The 18,031-nt window shown below is 58.9% G+C and carries 19 protein-coding genes; 7 read left to right on the forward strand and 12 right to left on the reverse strand.

Features of this window, described 5'->3' with window-relative positions; all coding sequences use genetic code 11:
* Positions 1–3: 3 nt before the first annotated feature.
* Positions 4–1,044, reverse strand: coding sequence for a zinc-dependent alcohol dehydrogenase family protein (locus AD670_RS25630; protein ID WP_053138976.1), 1,041 nt, complete (start codon positions 1,042–1,044; stop codon positions 4–6).
* 188 nt (positions 1,045–1,232) lie between these two features.
* Here AD670_RS25630 and AD670_RS25635 point away from each other — a divergent pair, with 188 nt between their 5' ends.
* Entirely contained in the window at positions 1,233–1,715 is a 483-nt protein-coding gene (locus AD670_RS25635) for an Lrp/AsnC family transcriptional regulator (protein ID WP_053138978.1), read from the forward strand.
* Between the two features lie 127 nt (positions 1,716–1,842).
* Positions 1,843–3,036, forward strand: coding sequence for a GGDEF domain-containing protein (locus AD670_RS25640; protein WP_053138980.1), 1,194 nt, complete (start codon positions 1,843–1,845; stop codon positions 3,034–3,036).
* Positions 3,037–3,187: 151 nt separating this feature from the next.
* Here AD670_RS25640 and AD670_RS31240 read toward each other — a convergent pair whose 3' ends face one another.
* Positions 3,188–3,766, reverse strand: coding sequence for a DUF1349 domain-containing protein (locus AD670_RS31240; protein ID WP_218187640.1), 579 nt, complete (start codon positions 3,764–3,766; stop codon positions 3,188–3,190).
* Between the two features lie 271 nt (positions 3,767–4,037).
* Positions 4,038–4,886 carry an SDR family oxidoreductase gene (locus AD670_RS25645; protein WP_053138982.1) on the reverse strand — a complete coding sequence of 283 codons (849 nt, stop codon included), beginning with the start codon at positions 4,884–4,886 and terminating at the stop codon, positions 4,038–4,040.
* Between the two features lie 88 nt (positions 4,887–4,974).
* Here AD670_RS25645 and AD670_RS25650 point away from each other — a divergent pair, with 88 nt between their 5' ends.
* Positions 4,975–5,385: a helix-turn-helix domain-containing protein gene (locus AD670_RS25650; protein ID WP_053138985.1), complete on the forward strand. Its 411-nt coding sequence runs from the start codon at positions 4,975–4,977 to the stop codon at positions 5,383–5,385.
* Between the two features lie 96 nt (positions 5,386–5,481).
* Here the strand turns inward: AD670_RS25650 and AD670_RS25655 are convergent, their stop codons facing one another.
* Both AD670_RS25655 and AD670_RS25660 read right to left on the reverse strand, forming a co-directional pair.
* Complete coding sequence (locus AD670_RS25655; RefSeq protein WP_172681526.1) at positions 5,482–6,192, reverse strand: hypothetical protein; 711 nt, start codon at positions 6,190–6,192, stop codon at positions 5,482–5,484.
* Between the two features lie 178 nt (positions 6,193–6,370).
* Positions 6,371–7,549: an aldo/keto reductase gene (locus tag AD670_RS25660; RefSeq protein ID WP_053138987.1), complete on the reverse strand. Its 1,179-nt coding sequence runs from the start codon at positions 7,547–7,549 to the stop codon at positions 6,371–6,373.
* 188 nt (positions 7,550–7,737) lie between these two features.
* Between AD670_RS25660 and AD670_RS25665 the strand changes: the two genes are divergently transcribed.
* Complete coding sequence (locus AD670_RS25665; protein ID WP_053138989.1) at positions 7,738–8,718, forward strand: AraC family transcriptional regulator; 981 nt, start codon at positions 7,738–7,740, stop codon at positions 8,716–8,718.
* Positions 8,719–8,725: 7 nt separating this feature from the next.
* Here AD670_RS25665 and AD670_RS25670 read toward each other — a convergent pair whose 3' ends face one another.
* Complete coding sequence (locus tag AD670_RS25670; RefSeq protein WP_053138991.1) at positions 8,726–9,235, reverse strand: Lrp/AsnC family transcriptional regulator; 510 nt, start codon at positions 9,233–9,235, stop codon at positions 8,726–8,728.
* A gap of 198 nt (positions 9,236–9,433) precedes the next feature.
* Here AD670_RS25670 and AD670_RS25675 point away from each other — a divergent pair, with 198 nt between their 5' ends.
* The 3 genes from AD670_RS25675 to AD670_RS25685 all read left to right on the forward strand — a co-directional run bounded on the left by AD670_RS25675 (position 9,434) and on the right by AD670_RS25685 (position 11,512).
* The gene (locus AD670_RS25675) at positions 9,434–10,450 is read left to right on the forward strand and encodes a 1-aminocyclopropane-1-carboxylate deaminase (protein ID WP_027603421.1); all 1,017 of its coding nucleotides are present in this window, start codon (positions 9,434–9,436) and stop codon (positions 10,448–10,450) included.
* A gap of 127 nt (positions 10,451–10,577) precedes the next feature.
* Positions 10,578–11,042: a hypothetical protein gene (locus tag AD670_RS25680; RefSeq protein WP_053138993.1), complete on the forward strand. Its 465-nt coding sequence runs from the start codon at positions 10,578–10,580 to the stop codon at positions 11,040–11,042.
* A gap of 47 nt (positions 11,043–11,089) precedes the next feature.
* Positions 11,090–11,512 (forward strand): hypothetical protein, encoded by a 423-nt coding sequence (locus AD670_RS25685; protein WP_082341050.1) that lies wholly within the window; start codon positions 11,090–11,092, stop codon positions 11,510–11,512.
* 46 nt (positions 11,513–11,558) lie between these two features.
* Here the strand turns inward: AD670_RS25685 and AD670_RS25690 are convergent, their stop codons facing one another.
* From AD670_RS25690 to AD670_RS25715, 6 genes are read right to left on the reverse strand one after another with little or no spacing between them, the layout of a single operon-like run.
* Positions 11,559–12,713 (reverse strand): M20 family metallopeptidase, encoded by a 1,155-nt coding sequence (locus AD670_RS25690; protein ID WP_053138996.1) that lies wholly within the window; start codon positions 12,711–12,713, stop codon positions 11,559–11,561.
* On the reverse strand, positions 12,710–14,134 hold the full coding sequence (locus AD670_RS25695) for a M20 family metallopeptidase (protein WP_053138998.1): 1,425 nt from the start codon (positions 14,132–14,134) through the stop codon (positions 12,710–12,712). The genes AD670_RS25690 and AD670_RS25695 overlap by 4 nt, the downstream gene beginning before the upstream one ends.
* Positions 14,131–15,120, reverse strand: a complete 990-nt coding sequence (locus AD670_RS25700) for an ABC transporter ATP-binding protein (RefSeq protein WP_053139000.1) — start codon at positions 15,118–15,120, stop codon at positions 14,131–14,133. Before AD670_RS25700 ends, AD670_RS25695 begins: the two co-directional genes overlap by 4 nt.
* Positions 15,117–16,127 carry an ABC transporter ATP-binding protein gene (locus AD670_RS25705; protein ID WP_053139001.1) on the reverse strand — a complete coding sequence of 337 codons (1,011 nt, stop codon included), beginning with the start codon at positions 16,125–16,127 and terminating at the stop codon, positions 15,117–15,119. The genes AD670_RS25700 and AD670_RS25705 overlap by 4 nt, the downstream gene beginning before the upstream one ends.
* A 32-nt stretch (positions 16,128–16,159) precedes the next feature.
* Complete coding sequence (locus tag AD670_RS25710) at positions 16,160–17,062, reverse strand: ABC transporter permease (RefSeq protein ID WP_053139004.1); 903 nt, start codon at positions 17,060–17,062, stop codon at positions 16,160–16,162.
* A 9-nt stretch (positions 17,063–17,071) separates the two neighbouring features.
* Complete coding sequence (locus AD670_RS25715) at positions 17,072–17,989, reverse strand: ABC transporter permease (protein ID WP_024077467.1); 918 nt, start codon at positions 17,987–17,989, stop codon at positions 17,072–17,074.
* Positions 17,990–18,031: the final 42 nt, after the last annotated feature.

An 18,031-nucleotide genomic window follows, 5' to 3' on the forward strand; every position in this document is an offset into this window, starting at 1 on the left:
GGGTTAAAACTCGGTGATGACGGTCACACCTGCCGTCTCGAAGCGGTCCATATTCATCAACGCGTCGATGGACTGCTCAAGGCTGATGGTTTTACCCACGAGTTTTTCAGGCGTCAGCTTGCCTGAGGTGATCATCTCGATCATGGCGTCATAGCGATGCGCTTGCATCCCGTGGCTACCGTAGATCTCAAGCTCGTGCGCGATGACCTTGCTCATGGGCACCGCTGGCGTGGCGTGATCGGCGAGCATCAGCCCCACCTGGATGTGTTTGCCGCGACGGCGCAGGTTGTTGATGGAGTTGAAACAGGTGGTCGGGTGGCCCAATGCGTCCAGCGATACGTGGGCGCCGCCTTGAGTGATTTCCAGCACGGCTTCGCTGACGTCCGCGACGCAATGGGCATTAATGGTCGCGACGGCGCCGAGTGCGCGTGCCAGTTCGAGTTTTTCCTGGGAAATATCGATGGCGATCACGTTCGCGCCGATGGCTTGGGCGATCATCACGGCAGACAGGCCTACGCCTCCGCAGCCGTGGACCGCTACCCACTGACCGGCGCTGACTTTGCCTTGGTCAACGACTGCACGGAACGAGGTGGCGAAGCGACAACCCAGGCTGGCAGCGGTAGCGAAGTCCATGCTCTCAGGCAACGCGACCAAGTTCAGGTCGGCCTGATGGATGCCGACGTATTCGGCAAAAGAACCCCAATGGGTGAAGCCGGGTTGGAACTGCGTGTGGCACACCTGCTGATTGCCGCTGTTGCACTCTGCGCAGGCACCACACCCGCCCACGAACGGCACAGTCACACGGTCGCCGACCTTCCACCGCGTGACGTCGTTGCCCACCTCGGCCACGATGCCCGCCAGCTCATGACCCGGTACATGCGGCAGTTCAATGTCGGGGTCATGACCTTTCCAGCCATGCCAGTCGCTGCGGCACACCCCGGTGCCAAGGACCTGGATCACCACACCATGACGCTCCGGGGACGGATCTGCCACGTTCATCAGGCGCGGTGGCTTGGAAAAGGCTTCGTAGACGACTGCTTTCATTCAAATTACCTATGTTTGGATGGGCGATGCGACCTGTCTCCAGCACCCTCGGCTCGCTTCCAAGCAGCACGATCCAGGCATTTCCATTATGAATGAACGCCTTGAAATTACTCTTCAAGTTGCAATTGACGGAGCGCAAGAATTGAAATTAACCTTCATTTTTAAGCCTGAATATGAGGAATTATTTCATGATTGACCAGCTTGATAAGGCCGATATTGCGATATCAGAGCGTCTGCAGCGGGACGGCAAGCTGTCGAATGTCAAGCTGGCCGAGCAGCTCTCGCTCAGCGAAGCGTCCTGTTGGCGCAAGCAAAGACGGCTTGAAGAATGCGGCGTTATCGAGGGATACCAAGCCATTCTCAATCGAAAGAAACTCGGGCTGGGCCTGAAGGCTTTTGTCCAGATCTCGTGCACTGATCACAGCGAAGAAGCCACGGCGACGTTTGAAAGGATTATCCGGGCGGCCCCACAGGTACTGAGTTGCCATAACACAACGGGGGAGGCGGACTTTCTGCTTGAGGTGGTTGCACGGGATTTGGACAGCTATAGCGGCTTTGTTGAAAAAGTCCTCAGGAAGCTGCCTGGCGTTTCAAGCATTCGGTCGAACCTCTCCTTGCGAGAGCTGAAGACCACCAATCGACTGCCCGTCACCGAGCTCTTGAGTATCTGAGTGTTGTCGGGCCGGGCGCGAAGCTGCTTATCCTGGCCCTGGCTTGCAGGCGAATTGACGATATGAGGGACTGTCTACTCGACTAAACTCCACCCGAGCTGCTCCTGACAGCGCCTGGTGAGACTTGATGATTGCCCATACCCCCACGCTTTTTGCCTGCGTCGCCTTAGTGGCGACGATCATGGCGTTTTGTCTGATATTGGTCGGCCAGTTCAACCAGCGTGACGGCTTGCTGACCATTGGCTTTGGTTTGTTAGCGCATGCCCTGGCATACGTGGGATATACCCTATACGGCCACGCCCCGTTGTGGTTGACCTACGGGGCGGCGAACACATTGCTGGCGGTTGCGCTGGCCTTTTACGGGGCCAGCATCTTTCGGATCGTTGAATTGCCCGTCTCCTGGTGGCGGATATTTGCGCCTGCTGCATTGATGCTCGCATTGATGGTCAGCCTGATCGACACGCTGGAGCCGCGAATGCTGGCCGCCACGCTTGTGTTGATGGTGCAGTGCGCCTTGATCATTTACTGGACGCGCCGCTACATCCCCGCTCAGGGGCGTGCGCGCATGCTATTGATCATCGGATCGAGTATCAGCCTGATCGGTTTGGGCATGCGGGTGGTCGCTATCATCGGCGGCGGGGCTGCCGAGATGCGCTATGACGTCAGTAACCTCAAGCAAACCATTTCGGTCAGTATCGGCACGTTCACCGCAATGATGATTTCCCTCGGACTGGTGCTGCTCGCCAAGGAACGCAGTGAGTCGCTATTCCAGCGCCTGGCGCTAAGGGATGTGCTGACCGGGATTCTTAATCGCAGGGCTGTACTCGAACAGTTTTCCAAAGAGATGGAGCGCGCGCGTCGAGACGCTTCCTACCTGGCGGTGGCGATGGTCGACATCGACCATTTCAAGCAAATCAACGATGTGTATGGACACCTGGCGGGTGATGAGGTGATTTGCCACTGCGTCAACCATCTCACCCAGCGACTTCGTGAATCCGACAGCATTGGTCGTTATGGGGGCGAGGAGTTTCTGGTGTTGCTTCCCCGCACCAGCCCCGAAGACGCCGTGGCGGTCCTGGACGCGTTGCGCGCGTCGGTGGCTGAGTCACCGGCTCGGTTTGGCGAGGCAATCATCTCACTGCGCATCAGTATCGGTGTTTGCTGCGTGGTGCCAGACGACGTCGACACCACGGCCAGCCTGCTTGCCCGTGCGGATGCCGCTCTTTATGAAGCCAAGGGGCTGGGACGCAACACCTTGTGTCTGGCACCGCCGCACGAGCAGCGCGGTAAAACTAACCCCGTTTGTGTCATTGAGCAGTGAGCGGGGACGGTCTGGTGGTCTTGTTTCACAAGCCTGAAGGTGAGCGTTGCCCGTGGCTGTTCGAACACTTCTCCCGGATGTTGAATGGAGACCCTACAAAAGCTTTACTTCATGCTTATCGGTGCATCGGCTGCACGAATCAGGATGATCATTAGCTTAAATCATGTAAATCTCGGCCCAAGGGAGGCGTCAAAGACCATTCAGAAAATCTTACCTTCAACCCTTGGCGCTGGGGTGTGCAGCAAATAGGGCCCACCTGGTAACTTTCCGCCTCTGGAAAGGGTGCAAGTCTGAGCAGTGGCCAACTCACTCCATCTGTTGAATATTGCAAGCGCAGCACACCATCGGAAACGGTCACACGAAGCCAAAAATTGCCTGGGTCTCCAGGAAAGCAGCCTGGCGCCCAGTCTGACCGGCCTTGGGTGAGCACGCTGCTGATCATTGGGTTTCCATCGTTAAACTCTATTCCGGCCTTGACCCAGGTCTGCTCATTGAGCCTGACCATAATCCCCGCTTGATCATAAAGCTCGCGGAACTCGGCGCTGACTCTCACTTGAGCGGTGAAGCCACCCGTTGTTTTAAACCCTAGAAAATGCCCGCTATCTCGTATGAATCCATAGTGAGTTTCACGCCAAAAATCGGTCTGGAGATCCGTAATCACTTCCAATGAGTCATCTGAATAGGCGAGGCAATGGCTCGGCTCATTCAGCCAGTTGGCAGTTCGCCAAATTGACTCTTCAAAACGCTGACTGATCGCTGCAATCCGTTTTTTACCCACCGAACTTGCCTCCGTAATTTGATCGCTGAATATTGGTATATCTCTTATTCGTCCGAAATATCAGTCAAGGGTTTGCTGGGATTTTTTCCATTTGAGCCCTCACTTCGCGTGGCGTACTTCCAGTCCACGCTTGAAAGGCGCGAGCAAAAGAGTTGGAGTCCTCGAACCCCTCAAGCTCGAAGGTCACTCCTAACCTTCGAGGCGGCGTCATGGCCCTCTCTGATCATTGCCCTTTGAGAGCAATTGCCACTGCCGCTGAAAGGGACGTCGTGGCTCTGCCGATCAGCGTCGAAAGCTGATGGCTGTCGTCGAAAAGTGCGCCTTTGGATGCGCTGACATCGCAGCCCGCCAGGGCATGTGCGAGCGGCTCCGGGAGGCCGAAATTGATTAACGCAGAGGCGTAGTCACTTTCAGGCAAGTTCTTGTAGGGAATGTTCCTACCCGTTTGCCGAGAAACCTCGGCTGCGAGTTCCGATAACGTCCAGGCGCTGTCACCCGCCAACTCGTAAACCTTCCCCTCTTGATCGCCGCGGGTCAGCACGACGGCAGCGGCCTGGGCGAAATCTTCCCGTGTCGCCGCGGCAATCTTTCCGTCACCGGCACTGCCGATAAATACACCGGCCGATAACGCGCCAGCGATAAAGCCGGTGTAGTTCTCGGTATACCAACCATGACGCAATATCGTGAATGCCAACCCCGACGCTTTGAGCTCGGCTTCCGTTTGCCGATGCTCTTCGGCGAGGCTCAATGAAGAGGTATCCGCGTGCAGTAAACTTGTATAAACAACGCGATTCACACCGGCTTGCTTTGCGGCGTTGATGACATTTCGATGCTGTGAGAGTCGCTTGCCTATTTCGCTCGAGGAAATAAGTAGAAGCGTGTCGACTCCGTTGAGCGCCGCGACCAGCGTTGTCGGATTGTCGTAGTCGGCAGCACGTGCGTCCACGCCTAGATCACTGGCCTTGTCAGGGCTGCGCACCAGCGCGACCAGGTTGGACGCGGGGACTTTTTGCTTGAGTTGCTGGACAACGAGGCGACCCAGTTGGCCGGTGGCTCCGGTGACGGCGATCATGAGCGGTTCCTTTTACAAAAAGTGATAGAGCAGGCAGAGTAGGGCCTTAACTAACTTTTCGTAAGTACGTACCTAAAGGTAAGTAAGCATGTCAGATTCCGAGCCCTCGGGAGCAACCCGTCCCGCAACAGTGGCCAACCGGCTGCGCAGCGGTGAATTATTCGACCCGGATTGTCCTTCAAGGATCGTGCTCCAGCACGTCAGCAGCCGCTGGGGAGTATTGGTATTGGTGGCCTTGCTCGCGGGTACGCATCGCTTCAGCGATCTGCGTCGCAAGATTGGCGGCGTCAGCGAAAAGATGCTCGCGCAGACCCTCCAGTTTTTGGAACTCGATGGCTTCGTCCTGCGCAAATCCTATCCGGTTGTGCCACCTCACGTTGAGTACAGCCTCACCCCTATGGGAACTGAAGTAGCCCGCCATGTTGAAGGCCTGGTTGACTGGATCGAAGGCAATCTGCCAAAGATTTTGGATGAACAACGTTCTCGCCAGATTTCATAAGGACCTCGTGAGCTCTGGCACGTTGACCCGCGAACAGTGTGGTCGCGTGTTCGGCAAGCGTTGCAGTTACGCGCAATGCCCAGCGGGTCTATGTCTTCACGTCGGATGACTGAGCGACGGAGGTTTTCTGGCTCCCGCTGCAGAGTTTAACCAGAGCAGCATGGCGGCGAGAGAGGCGGCGACTATCAGCGTAAGCCACATGATGACCAGCAGGGTGAAGGTGACACTGTTGTTTAACTCGCGAAAAATGCCGAAGGCAAAAGCCGTGTACCAAGACACCCCTGAAACTGCACCGGATGCGAGAAATAAGGCCGCTCTTTTGCGGGATACGCCAAAGAGCAGGGGGCGACTCAGGTCGCGTAGGGCTTCTGGCAGCACAAGCGCGTGGATGATTATTCCATTGAGGGTCAGCACGATCACCACAATGACCTTCGCCCAGAGCTTGGGGTTTTCAAACTTTTCCGGCGACTCCATCGCGTAAAGGGCAAGGAAACCAAGGCCTGAAAGCCACAGAAGACAGAGTCCAATAGTGACCGCATCGCTGATGAAGTGAAAGGTGCGTCCGATTTCAACCGGCAGGCTACCCCTGCGCATCCAACGCAAGATCCAGAGGTCCAGCATCGTCGCCCCACCAAGACCGAAGCACATGCCGAGCAGGTGTATACCTATAAGGAGTGTCAGCACTTTTAGCTGTGGGAGTGGAGCCGGCAATGGAACGCTCAGCGTGAGTGTGTCGGCGAGTAAGTAGCCACTGCCGGACAGCGCAAGCAGGCCGCCTAAAATCATGAAAGACGTGCGTATCTTCATTTATTGCGGCCTTGGACGAGTGTTTTTAGTTGGACGCGTGCGCAGTTTATTGACTGGAACAGGCTGATAAAGCGGCTGCTATTTGCAGCGTTGCTGCAACCAGGAAGATAGGTTTCGGGTTAAATGAGGCCAGCGACGATAGCGCCCCATCAGCAGGTTGCACGGGCGTAGACCCTGCTCAGGAAGGGACCGGTGCTTGGGCATCGATCAGGTTCCGGCTCTTGAGCTCCTCCCAAAAGGCTGCTGGGATACCGACCTTCATCGCCTGCACATTGGAAACGATCTGCCCCGGCGTGCGGGCACCCGGAATGATCGCTGACACTTGCGGATGCGCTGCCGCGAACTGCAGGGCGGCAGTATGAATGTCGATGCCATGTCGTTTGGCAACCGCCATGATTCGTGCGCGCTTTTCCACCGCCCCGGCAGGCAGATCCAGGCTGAAGTTATACCGGCTGCGCCCTCCCAGGAATCCATCGTTCAGTGGTGTTCCAACCACAACGCTGGTGCCCTTCCTGCTCAACGCCGGAAAGGTGTTGCGTAACGCATCGCCGTGCTCAAGGAGCGAATACTGGCAGGCAAGCAACACGATGTCGGGAGTCGGGTCATCACCGGCCATTGCCTGGACCACAGCATTCGGCGTGTTGACGCCGAAGCCCCATGCCTTGATGAGGCCCTCATCACGCATCTTTTCAAGCTCAACCATCGCCCCCGTGCGCGCAATGCGATACGCCGCTTCCCAACCGCCTTCCAGTTCGCTGTTATCGGGCGAGATGTCGTGGATAAAGACGATATCGATACGCGGCAGCCCCAGCCGCTGCAGGCTGTCTTCCACGGAACGCCGTGCTCCTGCTGCGGTGTAGTCATACCGGTAGTTGAAGGGCGCGGGTGCCTTCCAGATGGCATGGTCTGCGCGCGGGCCACCCGCGGCCGTCAATACGCGACCGACTTTGGTGGACACCACATAGTCGTCTGGATTTTTGCCGCGCAGGAAGCGGCCTAGACGATATTCAATCAGGCCAAACCCGTAGAACGGCGAAGTGTCGTAAAGCCTTACACCTGCCTCCCAAGCAGCTTGCAGAACCGAGCCCGCCTGCTCGTCGCTGAGCGGCGCAAAGATATTGCCGATCTGCGTCCCGCCCATGCCAAAGCGTTGAGGCGTCATGTATCGCAGGGTAGGCGAGGGCGAATTGGAGGGCAGGTCTGTGCGCACCGGCCGGCCTTCAGTCCGCATCACGCTCCCGCGCTCTGTCAGTAAAGCGGGCGCTGGGGCTGCCGAACTTGCGATACTCGAGGCTGGCAGCAAAGCGGCTGCAACAGTACCCACTGCCGAGTAAGTAAGAAAATCTCGTCTGTCCATCCAACGTTCCTTTCGCGACCGAGGTTTCACGGGATCATCGAAGCCGGTATTCGTACTGGAAGTTAGAACAACGAGGGTTGGCCGGGTGACCCTAATACGCCATATTTTTTGCACAATCCTGCCGATGCGCTTGTGTTGGTCACGCACTCTCAGCAGACTCGAACATTCCGTAAACAGGGGCGCATGTAATGACGAGCGGTTCCTTCTCGCAGTTCGGTTCCGGCCATCTGCATTCTCTGGCGTTGCGTGATCCCATACAGCCCAACGAGCGTCTCCAGGCACTCAGGCGGCTGATCGAAAAAGTCACCCGGCAGATTGGTTTGAACGAGGTCTGCAAAACATCCATTCCAGGTTTGGCCTTTTATCGAATGGCTGACCTGGGTACGCCCACTTACTGCATTTATGAGCCTTGCGTGGCCATCATTCTGCAGGGCGCGAAGGAGATCACGTTCGGTGAGGAGGCCTGTGAGTTCGGGCAGGGGGCGTTCTTCGTCACGTCGGTCGACATCCCCACACTGGCCCGTGTTACCGCTGCCAGTGAGGAAACCCCCTATTTATCCGTCGTGTTGAAGCTCAACCTTTCCATGCTCAACGAGGTGATCCAGACCTTGGAACCACCCGCGCAGGAAATAGCTACAGAAGCGCGGGGCTTCGTATCCGGTGCGGCGTCGAGTGAGATGCTCGATGCATTCGCTCGACTCGCTACGCTGATCGAACGGCCGCTTGAAGCAGGCTTGATGTCGGATCTGATCAAGCGGGAAATATGCGTTCGGCTATTGCTAAGTAGTGCAGGGCAGTGGCTGCGCAGCGTCACGCGCGACGGTTATCGAGACAAGGGCATCGTGAGAGCCATTGAATGGCTGAAACATCACTACGACAAACCGCTGCACGTGGCCGATCTTGCCGAACGATCAGGAATGGCCAGCTCTACGCTGCATCACAGTTTTCGCAAGCTGACAGGCACCAGCCCTGTTCAGTATCAAAAAGCGTTACGGCTGCAAGCCGCACGCAGCCTGATGTTGACCGATCGGATAGACGTGAACACCGCCGCGTTGCGCGTCGGCTATGAAAGTGTCGCTCAATTCAGCCGTGAATATGCCCGGCGTTTCGGAGCCCCGCCCTCGAGAGACATCAAGCACGTACGGGAGCAGGGTGGAATGCTCGACTAGCGGCGCTTCAAAGGGGAATGTGGGTGGTCGACAAGACCTGACGCAAGCCCATGAACGATCGAATCTGGCGAACCCCTGGCAGGTACAGCAATTGTTCCGCGTGGAGCCGGTTGAAACTGTTGCTGTCCTTGGTTCGTATCAACATGAAGTAGTCGAATTCCCCCGTCACCACATGGCACTCCATGCAGCCGGACACTTTTTGTGCGGCTGCCTCGAATGCGGCGAAGGATTCCGGTGTGGAGCGGTCCAGCACCACACCGATCAACACCACCATTCCCGCATCCAGCGCGACAGTGTCCAGCAGTGCGACGATGCCTTTGATCAGGCCGACTTGCTTGAGCCGCTCGACGCGCCTGAGGCACGCCGGTGCACTCAATTTCACCTTCTCTGCCAGCGCCACATTGGAGATGGAAGCATCTCGCTGCAGGGCCTTGAGAATGGCGCGGTCGGTTCGATCCAGCGGCTGCGGCACCGGGGCTGATACGTTTGGCTTCTTGCGAGTGTTTATTGCGTTCATAACTGTTTATTCGCAATTAAAGTATGTTTGATATTTATAGTGAGAAATTATAGTTCTTCAAGTGATAAAAGTTTGCAACACATCTTTTTGGAAAACTTCTTAATATTGAACTCATCGAAGCCCGTCTGAAAGAACCTGGAAGGCAACCTTTGCCTTTCGGTCTGGCGCTTTGATGTCCAGTAATCAAGGAGCAGCGTCATGAACCTGAATCGTTTTAAACGTTATCCGTTGACCTTCGGTCCTTCTCCCATCACGCCCTTGAAGCGCCTCAGTGAACACCTGGGTGGCAAGGTCGAGCTGTATGCCAAACGTGAAGACTGCAACAGTGGCCTGGCCTTTGGCGGGAACAAAACGCGCAAGCTCGAATACTTGATTCCCGAAGCGCTCGAGCAAGGCTGCGATACCTTGGTTTCCATTGGCGGTATCCAGTCGAACCAGACCCGCCAGGTGGCCGCCGTTGCCGCTCACCTGGGCATGAAGTGTGTGCTGGTGCAGGAAAACTGGGTGAACTACTCCGATGCGGTGTATGACCGCGTTGGCAATATCGAGATGTCGCGCATCATGGGCGCCGACGTACGACTGGACGCCGCCGGGTTCGACATTGGCATCCGGCCCAGTTGGCAGAAGGCCATGGACGATGTAGTGGAGCGGGGTGGCAAACCGTTTCCGATCCCTGCCGGGTGTTCCGAACATCCCTACGGCGGCCTTGGGTTCGTCGGCTTTGCCGAAGAAGTGCGAGAGCAGGAAAAACAACTGGGGTTCACGTTCGACTACATCGTGGTCTGCTCTGTGACCGGCAGTACCCAGGCCGGTATGGTCGTCGGTTTCGCCGCGGACGGCCGTTCGAAGAACGTTATCGGCATTGATGCCTCGGCCAAGCCGGAGCAAACCAAGGCACAGATCCTGCGTATCGCCAGGCACACCGCAGAGTTGGTGGAACTGGGCCGTGAGATCACCGAAGACGATGTGGTGCTCGATACACGTTTTGCCTACCCGGAATACGGTTTGCCCAACGAAGGCACGCTGGAAGCCATTCGTTTGTGCGGGAGCCTGGAAGGTGTGCTGACCGATCCGGTGTACGAGGGCAAATCCATGCACGGGATGATTGAAATGGTTCGCCGTGGTGAGTTCCCCGAAGGCTCGAAAGTGCTGTATGCGCACTTGGGTGGGGCGCCTGCGCTGAATGCCTACAGCTTCTTGTTTCGCAATGGCTGATTAACGCCAATAACCAGGGAGCTCACAAAGCGATGGGTGAGTCGGCACCAATATTGAATGTCACGACCCCATCGTCGAATCGCCACCCGGAGCACGTTGCTCCTATCCAACCGCCGGGAGTACCGCCATGCATGCGATAACGCAATCCGCAGTCTGGATCAAGGAGCCTTCGGCGGATGCCGGAGTGGTGATCGTTACCAGCGCCGCGTTGCCTCAATACATGATCGACAAGCTGCATGTGGCGATAGATGAGTGGGACCAGGTGGCTTATCTAGCCGTCAAACAGTCCGAGGCGTTGATGCTCGACTGGTTGCAGGTCGGGTCCAGCCCGGAGCCGTCTGCCGGGGGCTACGCGTGCCATGCCAGCCAACTGTTGCGCGGCGTCTCCCACGGCAGCTTTTTACTGGATGTCGAAACTGGCACGAATTGCGGCATGACGTGGCTGGGGTCCGTCTTTGGTCATCAACTGCGCGTGGTCGAACTTGGAAAAATAGCCTCCTCCACTGCACAGATGGATCAACAGGTGGAGGCGGTGTTAGCGGCGACCCGAAGCCTGGCGAAAAGCGTGTTGCAGGCACGCGGCGTCATTTAACCAAGGACTTGGTCCATTCGCCTGTTGGAACAATAAAGGCCTCGCTTATGAGCCGAACCGTCGAGTGTCGCACCCACGCAATGAAGTGGATGCGCGAGCCTTCAAGTGGCACGCGTATCGTGGTCATCGTGTGTGGACTTGATAGCGCTCATATTGACTTGATCCATCAGGGGTTCAGCTGTTTTGACAATGTTGCGCTGATCCATGTCGATACGGTGAACACCGTGCCTGGCAAGCGCGTTGATGTGCAAGGGGTCAAGAGTGACTGTTCTTTTGTCGTGCTCGGTGAACTGGATGAGCGTTTATTGCATAGCCTGTCCGTTGGCAAACGATGCATCTACTCCATAGCGCCAGACGGGTCGGCCGAATGTTCGGTCATTGCGGCAGTAGAACAGGTCAAAAGCTTCGCCCGGGTGAGCCATTCGCACCACGTTGAAGTGATACCCGACAGCGCCAGGAGCTGCCTGTGAACCTGTCGGATACCCTCACCTCGGCGACGCGTAGAAGCCCACGACCTCAAACGCTGTCGCCGACCGCCAGAATGGTCGCCACCAAGGCCAGGGCGCGAGGCACCAGGGTGTCCAGTTCCAGGTATTCGCGATCAGTGTGAACCTTGCCACCCACCGGACCGAGCCCGCACAGGGTTGGAACGCCCAGGCTGGCGGTGAAGCCGGAGTCGGCGCAACCGCCGGTGAATTCGCCTTCGACGCTGAAACCCAGCGCCAGTGCTTTTTGTTGGTAGAGGCTTAGCAGTCGTGCGCTGTGGCGTGCTTCCATCGGTAGAAAGGTCGTCGCTTCCTTGAGGACAGCGCGGGTGCCGATCACTTCTTCTTCGGCGATGATGGCCTGGATTGCGCTGAAGATCTGGTCCCAGTGCTTGAGTTCAATGAAGCGCACGTCCAGCCGGGCGCAGGCGCTGGGCGCGACGGTGTTGCTCGACGTACCACCGGATATCAGCCCAACGTTAGTGGTGATGCCTGCCGGGTAATCGGTCAAGGCATGCAGCTTGACGATCTTGCGTGCCAGGGCCTCGATGGCGCTGGCCCCGTCGGCATGGTTGACCCCGGCATGCGCCGCGCGGCCGCTGACTTCGATGATCAGCGTGGCCCCGCCTTTGCGTGCGCTGACCACGTTGCCGCTGGCCCTGCCGGGTTCGGTATTGAGCACGGCGCGGGCGGCACGGGCGGCGTTTTCGATATGGGGTCTGGCGCTGCCGGAGCCGATTTCTTCGTCGCCGGTGTACAGGACCTGCACCGGATAGGGCAACCGGCCGGCGCGCTTGAGGGCCATGAGGGCGAAGCAATTGAGCACCAGGCCGCCTTTCATGTCGGCGACGCCGGGGCCATAGGCGAGGTTGGCGTCGCGGCTGTAGCCGCGAGTCGTGGTGGTGCCTTTGGGGAAGACCGTGTCGCGATGGCCCAGCAACAGCACCGGTTTTCCAGAATCGCCTGGCACTTCGGCGAGCAGCACGTCACCAAAACCCTCGACCGGTATGCGCTTGAGCAATATGCCGTCGGCCTCCAGTTCAGCCGCGAGCAGCGCGCCCACAGCGTCGACACCCGCCTTGTCATAGCTGTTGGAGTCGGTGTCGACGATACGCCGCAGCAGCGCTTCCATGGCTTGGCGCTGGTCGGCAAGCCAGTCCAAGGCCTGTTGTGGCGTGGTGCTCATTGCGCCTGCTCCCGTAACTGATGTTCCCGCGTCAGGCGTGCCGCGTCGTTGCCCAGGTCCCAGAACAGCCCGGCCATGATTTGCAGGCTTTCCTTGACCACCGGCGCCAGCAAGTGTTCGTTCGGCGCATGCTGTGAACAGGCCGGGTACGAGTGCGGCACCCACAATGTTGGCAGGCCCAGCACGTCCGCGAACACGTCGTTGGGCAGCGAGCCACCGAGGTTTGGCAGCAGCGCAGGTTTTTTGCCGGTGGTCTGTGCCAGGGAACTGAGCGCCCAATCGACCCAAGGGCTCTGCGGGTCCAGCCGAGTGGCATGCATCACATCGATGCGGCTTTGCTTGACCTCGACATTGCTGAAGCCATGCGCATCCAGGTGGGTGCGTACCGCCGGGATAAAGGTCGTGTAGTCGCTGTCGACCACGAAGCGGATATGGCAGTGGGCGTTAGCCTTGCCGGGAATCGCATGTACCGGGGCGTCTGGGTTGCCGGTCTTGAAGGCGATGACGTCGAGGGTGTTCCAACCGAACACCTTTTCGCTCAGCGAAAGCGCCGGGTTACCCCAGTTGGCGTCGATGTCCGGATCGCCCGGTCCGCCACCCACGGCAATATCGGCCAGTGCCTGTCGAACCGGCTCCGGCAGTGTCTCGGGCATCAGTCCCGCCACTTTCACTCGACCGTGTTCATCGACCATGCTCGCGATGGCATTGGCCAGGATGATGCCGGGATTGGCCAGCAACCCGCCCCAGTTGCCGGAGTGATGGGCGCCCTCACGTAAATTGACCACCAGCTCGAAGTTGAATACCCCGCGTGAGCCGAGAAAAATCGTCGGGCGTGATGCCGCCAGGCGCGGGCCGTCCGAGGCGATGAAAATATCCGCCGCAAGCTCTTTGCTGTGCGCGGCACAGAATGCGTTCAAGCCCGGCGAGCCTTCTTCTTCGCCCATTTCCAGCAGCAGCTTGACGTTGAAACCCAGCTGGCCATCGCGCGCCTTGAGCGTTTGTTCCAGCGCAGTCAGGTTGATCAGGTGCTGGCCTTTGTTATCCGCCGTGCCGCGGCCGTACCAGCGATCGCCTTCGGCAATGACTTGCCACGGCGACAGGCCTTCGCGCCATTGCGCCTCATAGCCGCGCACCACATCACCGTGGCCGTAGCTGAGCACAGTCGGCAGGTCCGGGTGTTCAATGCGCGTGGCGATCATGAATGGGCCGCGCTCGGCCACCGGGTTGTCATAGATCTTGACGCTGAAACCCATCGCCTCGACATGCGGGGTGATGAAGTCATTGAGGTAGCGATACAGCTCGGGCTGGCTGTCCGCGGCCTGGCTTTCGGTGTGCAGGGCGACGCTACGTTCGAGCAGATTGAAAAACTCGCCGTTGTCGAATTGCGCTGTGGTGTTGCTGATAGCCAGTGAACGACTCATGAGTGGACAAGCTCCAGTGTTTGGGCAGAAGTGTCGTGAAGGTGGCAACGCACGTTGCCGCCGATAAGCGGACCATTGGCCGGGAAGGCCGTTTTGCAGGGGGCGAAGCAGCTCGGGCAGCGCGGATGGAAGGCGCAACCGGACGGCGGTGACATGGGGTTGGGGAAGGTGCCGTGCAGGCCGATGTCGGGAATGCCCAGGCGCGGATCGGGCGTGAGCACCGAATCCAGCAAGGCGCGGGTATAAGGGTGACCGGGTTGAGCGAACAACGATTCGCGCGTGCGTTCTTCGACGATGCGCCCCAGGTACATCACGGCGACCCGGTCGGCGAGGTGTTCGATGACCGCCAGGTTATGGCTGATCAGCAGATAGGTCAGGCCGAATTCGCGCTTGAGGTCCTGCAGCAGATTGAGAATCTGCGCCTGCACCGACACGTCCAGTGCTGAGGTGGGCTCGTCGCAGATCAACACGTCAGGGCGCATGATCAGCGCCCGGGCAATCGCCACCCGCTGGCGTTGCCCGCCGGACAGCTGGCTCGGGTAGCTGTCGATCACCCGCTTGGGCAGGCCGACCACATCAAGCATCGCTTCGGTCTTCCTGCGGCGCTCGGCGGTACTGCCGATGTCATGCACGATCAGCGGTAGGGTAACGATTTCGCGCAGGGTCTTGCGTGGATTCAGCGAGGAATACGGGTCCTGGAAAATCGGCTGGATATGCCGGGACATTTCCTTGCGATCAGTCGCCGCCAGGTGTTTGCCATTGACCAACACGTCGCCGCTGGTGGGCGGCAACAGACCGAGCAACATCTTGGCCAGGGTACTTTTGCCGCAACCGGACTCGCCCACCAGACCGAGGGTCTCGCCACGCATCAGGCGCAGGGAAACACCATCCACGGCCTTCAGGGTGGCGGCGGGTTTGAAAAAGCCCTGGTTGATCCGAAACTCACGGCGGATGTCACACAGCTCCAAAGCGATGTCTTTTTTCATGACCTTGCACGCTCCTGAAGGCGAATCGGGGCCGGGGCGGCGAACAGGCAGCGCGCCATGTGCCCGTCCTGTTCGACTTCGGGGATGTTTTGCGCGCAGGCCGGGATCGCCTGTCCGCAACGATTGCGGAACGCACACCCTTGCTGTTCGCCGACCAGACTCGGCACCAGGCCTGGAATCGAACCCAGCGCCTCACCCGGTTTGGTCCGGCCAGGGATTGGAATACTCGCCAGCAGACCCCGGGTGTACGGATGCTGCGGGTTCTCGAACAGTTGCAGGGCAGGGGCGGTTTCGACGATTTCCCCGGCATACATCACGGCGACCCGGTCGGCGATCCGTGCCACCAGCCCAAGGTCGTGGGTGATGAAGATCACCGCCAGGCCGAGTTCTTTCTGAATGTCGCGGATCAAGCGCAGGATCTGCGCTTGAATGGTCACGTCCAGCGCCGTGGTGGGCTCATCAGCGATGATCAGGTCCGGTTCGCACATCAACGCCATGGCGATGATCACCCGCTGGCGCAGGCCGCCGGAAAGCTGATGCGGATACTGACGCAAGCGCTCGGTGGCATTGCTGATCCCGACCTTCTCCAGCATCTGCGCGGCGCGCGCCAGGGCCTCCTTGCGTGAGACCTTGCGATGCTGGGTCAGTACCTCGCTGAGTTGATCGCCAATGCTGTAGGCCGGGTTCAGCGAGGTCATTGGCTCCTGGAAGATCATCGCCAGGCGGTTGCCGCGCAGGTCGCACATGCGGCGCTCGCTCTGGCCGAGCATGTCGATGCCGTCCAGCGTCAGCCGGGACGCGGTGCGTTTTGCCTTGCGTGGCAACAGGTCCATCAACGCCAGCGAGGTCAGGGATTTGCCGCAGCCGGATTCCCCGACGATGCACAGCATTTCACCGCGCTCGACTTCAAAATTCAGGCCGCGTACGGCATGCAGCATGTCATCCGGCGTCGGGCTGTTGCCCATGGGGATGTCCACGCGCAGGTTTTCTACATGGAGTAGTGCCATGTTCGGTTCCCTCTATCAGTTACGGCGGTCTATCAGTTACGGCCGTCGGGCAGGATCAGATCGCGCAGGCCATCGCCGACGAGGTTGATGCCCAGCACCAGAATCATCAGGGCGACGCCGGGAATGGCGATGACCCACGGGGAAAAGAACATGTAGGGTTTGCCTTCCGCGATCATCAGGCCCCAGGACGGCGTCGGTGGCTGCACGCCAACCCCGAGAAACGACAGTGCTGACTCCAGCAGGATCGCGTGGGCCATTTCCAGCGTCGCGACAACGATCAGTGCGCCGACCAGATTGGGCAGGATTTCACTGGCCAGAATGCGCAGGGTCGAGCAGCCAAGCGCCTGGGCCGACGCTACATATTCAGCATCGCGAATCTGTTGCACCGAGGCCCTGACCACCACCGCGAAGCGATCCCATAACAGGCAGCCGAGCAGCACGATCACCACTTTCAGTGAGCCGCCCATCAGCGAGGCCGAGGCCAGCGCGACCATCACCACCGGCATCGCCAGCCGGGTGGTGATCAGGTAGCTGATAAACCCATCGACCTTGCCGCCGTAGTAGCCTGCCAACAGCCCCATGACCGTGCCGATAAAGCCGGAAATCAGCGCCGCTGCAATGCCGATGAACAGCGAAATACGTGCGCCGTAGAGCAGCCTCGACAAGTAGTCACGGCCCAGCTTGTCGGTGCCGAGCACGTATTCCCAGGTGCCGTTGGCCATCCATACCGGCGGTTTCATGCGCAGCATCACGTCTTGCGCATAGGGGTCGTAAGGTGCCAGCCACGGCGCGAACAGTGCACCCGCGAAGATAATCAGCAACAACACTGCGCCGATGGCGAAACCACGATGACGCAAGCTCTTGCCAAGTACTCGGCTCAGGCTGCTCGGTGGTGGCAGGTAGTCATTGATCGCGAGGGTAGTGGGGGTGCTCATGTAAGCCTCCTAGCGCACGCGAATACGCGGGTCGAGCAGTGCGTTGAGCACATCGGCCAGCAACGTGAGGATGATGTAGATCACTGCAATCAGCAGGACCACGGCCTGTACCACCGGAAAGTCGTCACGGGCGATGGCGTCCCAGGCGAGTTGCCCGATGCCCTGCAGGGAGAACACGGTTTCGATCACCACCGAGCCGCCGAGCATGAAGCCGAACTCCACCGCCGCCAGCGCGACGACCGGAATCAGGGCGTTGCGCAGTGCATGCTTGAACAACACGCGGGCAGGGCGCAGGCCCTTGGCGCGGGCGGTGCGGATGTAGTCGGAACTGAGCACATCAAGCATGCCGGCGCGGGTCAGGCGCATGATTGCCGGCGTCGCGTAGTAGCCCAGGGCAATGGCCGGCATGACGAAGTGCAGCAGGGTCGAGTTGCCGGACACCGGCAGCCACTTGAGCGTCACCGCGAACACCACGATCAACATCAGCGCAAACCAGAAGCTTGGCATCGCCTGACCCAGCACCGCGATGCTCAAGGCCAACCGGTCAACCCAGGTGTCGCGTTTGACTGCGGCCAAAACGCCCAGTGGAATGGCCACCAGCAAGGCGATTCCCAGCGCCATGGCACCCAGCCCCAGGGTAATCGGCAAGCGGCTGGCGACGAGGTTGTAGACCGATTCCTGAAAGAAAAACGAGTTGCCCAGGTCCAGCCGCAGCAAATCGCCCAGCCAGTTGAAGTACTGGGTCGGCAGCGGTTTGTTCAAGCCGTACTGCACGCGAATCTGTTCGATCTGTTCGCTGGTGGCTTCCGGTCCGCCAATGGCGGTGGCGAGGTCGCCGGACAGGTGCAAAAGAGAAAAGCTGATCACCGACACGGTAATGGCAACGCAAATGGCGATGCCCAGGCGGCGCAGAAGGAATCCAAGCATGGCAAGTTTCCTCATATCCAATGGATGACAAGTGTCAGGACG

Source organism: Pseudomonas sp. MIACH, from assembly GCF_001269925.1.
Lineage (GTDB): Bacteria > Pseudomonadota > Gammaproteobacteria > Pseudomonadales > Pseudomonadaceae > Aquipseudomonas.

Bases quoted from the DNA above. Each gene is read 5' to 3' on its own strand.
- AD670_RS25700 (WP_053139000.1), bottom strand. From the start codon at position 15,120: ATGAAAAAAGACATCGCTTTGGAGCTGTGTGACATCCGCCGTGAGTTT.
- AD670_RS25640 (WP_053138980.1), top strand. From the start codon at position 1,843: ATGATTGCCCATACCCCCACGCTTTTTGCCTGCGTCGCCTTAGTGGCG.
- AD670_RS25715 (WP_024077467.1), bottom strand. From the start codon at position 17,989: ATGCTTGGATTCCTTCTGCGCCGCCTGGGCATCGCCATTTGCGTTGCC.
- AD670_RS25705 (WP_053139001.1), bottom strand. From the start codon at position 16,127: ATGGCACTACTCCATGTAGAAAACCTGCGCGTGGACATCCCCATGGGC.
- AD670_RS25710 (WP_053139004.1), bottom strand. From the start codon at position 17,062: ATGAGCACCCCCACTACCCTCGCGATCAATGACTACCTGCCACCACCG.
- AD670_RS25690 (WP_053138996.1), bottom strand. From the start codon at position 12,713: ATGAGCACCACGCCACAACAGGCCTTGGACTGGCTTGCCGACCAGCGC.
- AD670_RS25650 (WP_053138985.1), top strand. From the start codon at position 4,975: ATGTCAGATTCCGAGCCCTCGGGAGCAACCCGTCCCGCAACAGTGGCC.
- AD670_RS25655 (WP_172681526.1), bottom strand. From the start codon at position 6,192: ATGAAGATACGCACGTCTTTCATGATTTTAGGCGGCCTGCTTGCGCTG.
- AD670_RS25660 (WP_053138987.1), bottom strand. From the start codon at position 7,549: ATGGACAGACGAGATTTTCTTACTTACTCGGCAGTGGGTACTGTTGCA.
- AD670_RS25635 (WP_053138978.1), top strand. From the start codon at position 1,233: ATGATTGACCAGCTTGATAAGGCCGATATTGCGATATCAGAGCGTCTG.
- AD670_RS25665 (WP_053138989.1), top strand. From the start codon at position 7,738: ATGACGAGCGGTTCCTTCTCGCAGTTCGGTTCCGGCCATCTGCATTCT.
- AD670_RS25630 (WP_053138976.1), bottom strand. From the start codon at position 1,044: ATGAAAGCAGTCGTCTACGAAGCCTTTTCCAAGCCACCGCGCCTGATG.
- AD670_RS25680 (WP_053138993.1), top strand. From the start codon at position 10,578: ATGCATGCGATAACGCAATCCGCAGTCTGGATCAAGGAGCCTTCGGCG.
- AD670_RS25675 (WP_027603421.1), top strand. From the start codon at position 9,434: ATGAACCTGAATCGTTTTAAACGTTATCCGTTGACCTTCGGTCCTTCT.
- AD670_RS25695 (WP_053138998.1), bottom strand. From the start codon at position 14,134: ATGAGTCGTTCACTGGCTATCAGCAACACCACAGCGCAATTCGACAAC.
- AD670_RS25645 (WP_053138982.1), bottom strand. From the start codon at position 4,886: ATGATCGCCGTCACCGGAGCCACCGGCCAACTGGGTCGCCTCGTTGTC.
- AD670_RS25685 (WP_082341050.1), top strand. From the start codon at position 11,090: ATGAGCCGAACCGTCGAGTGTCGCACCCACGCAATGAAGTGGATGCGC.
- AD670_RS25670 (WP_053138991.1), bottom strand. From the start codon at position 9,235: ATGAACGCAATAAACACTCGCAAGAAGCCAAACGTATCAGCCCCGGTG.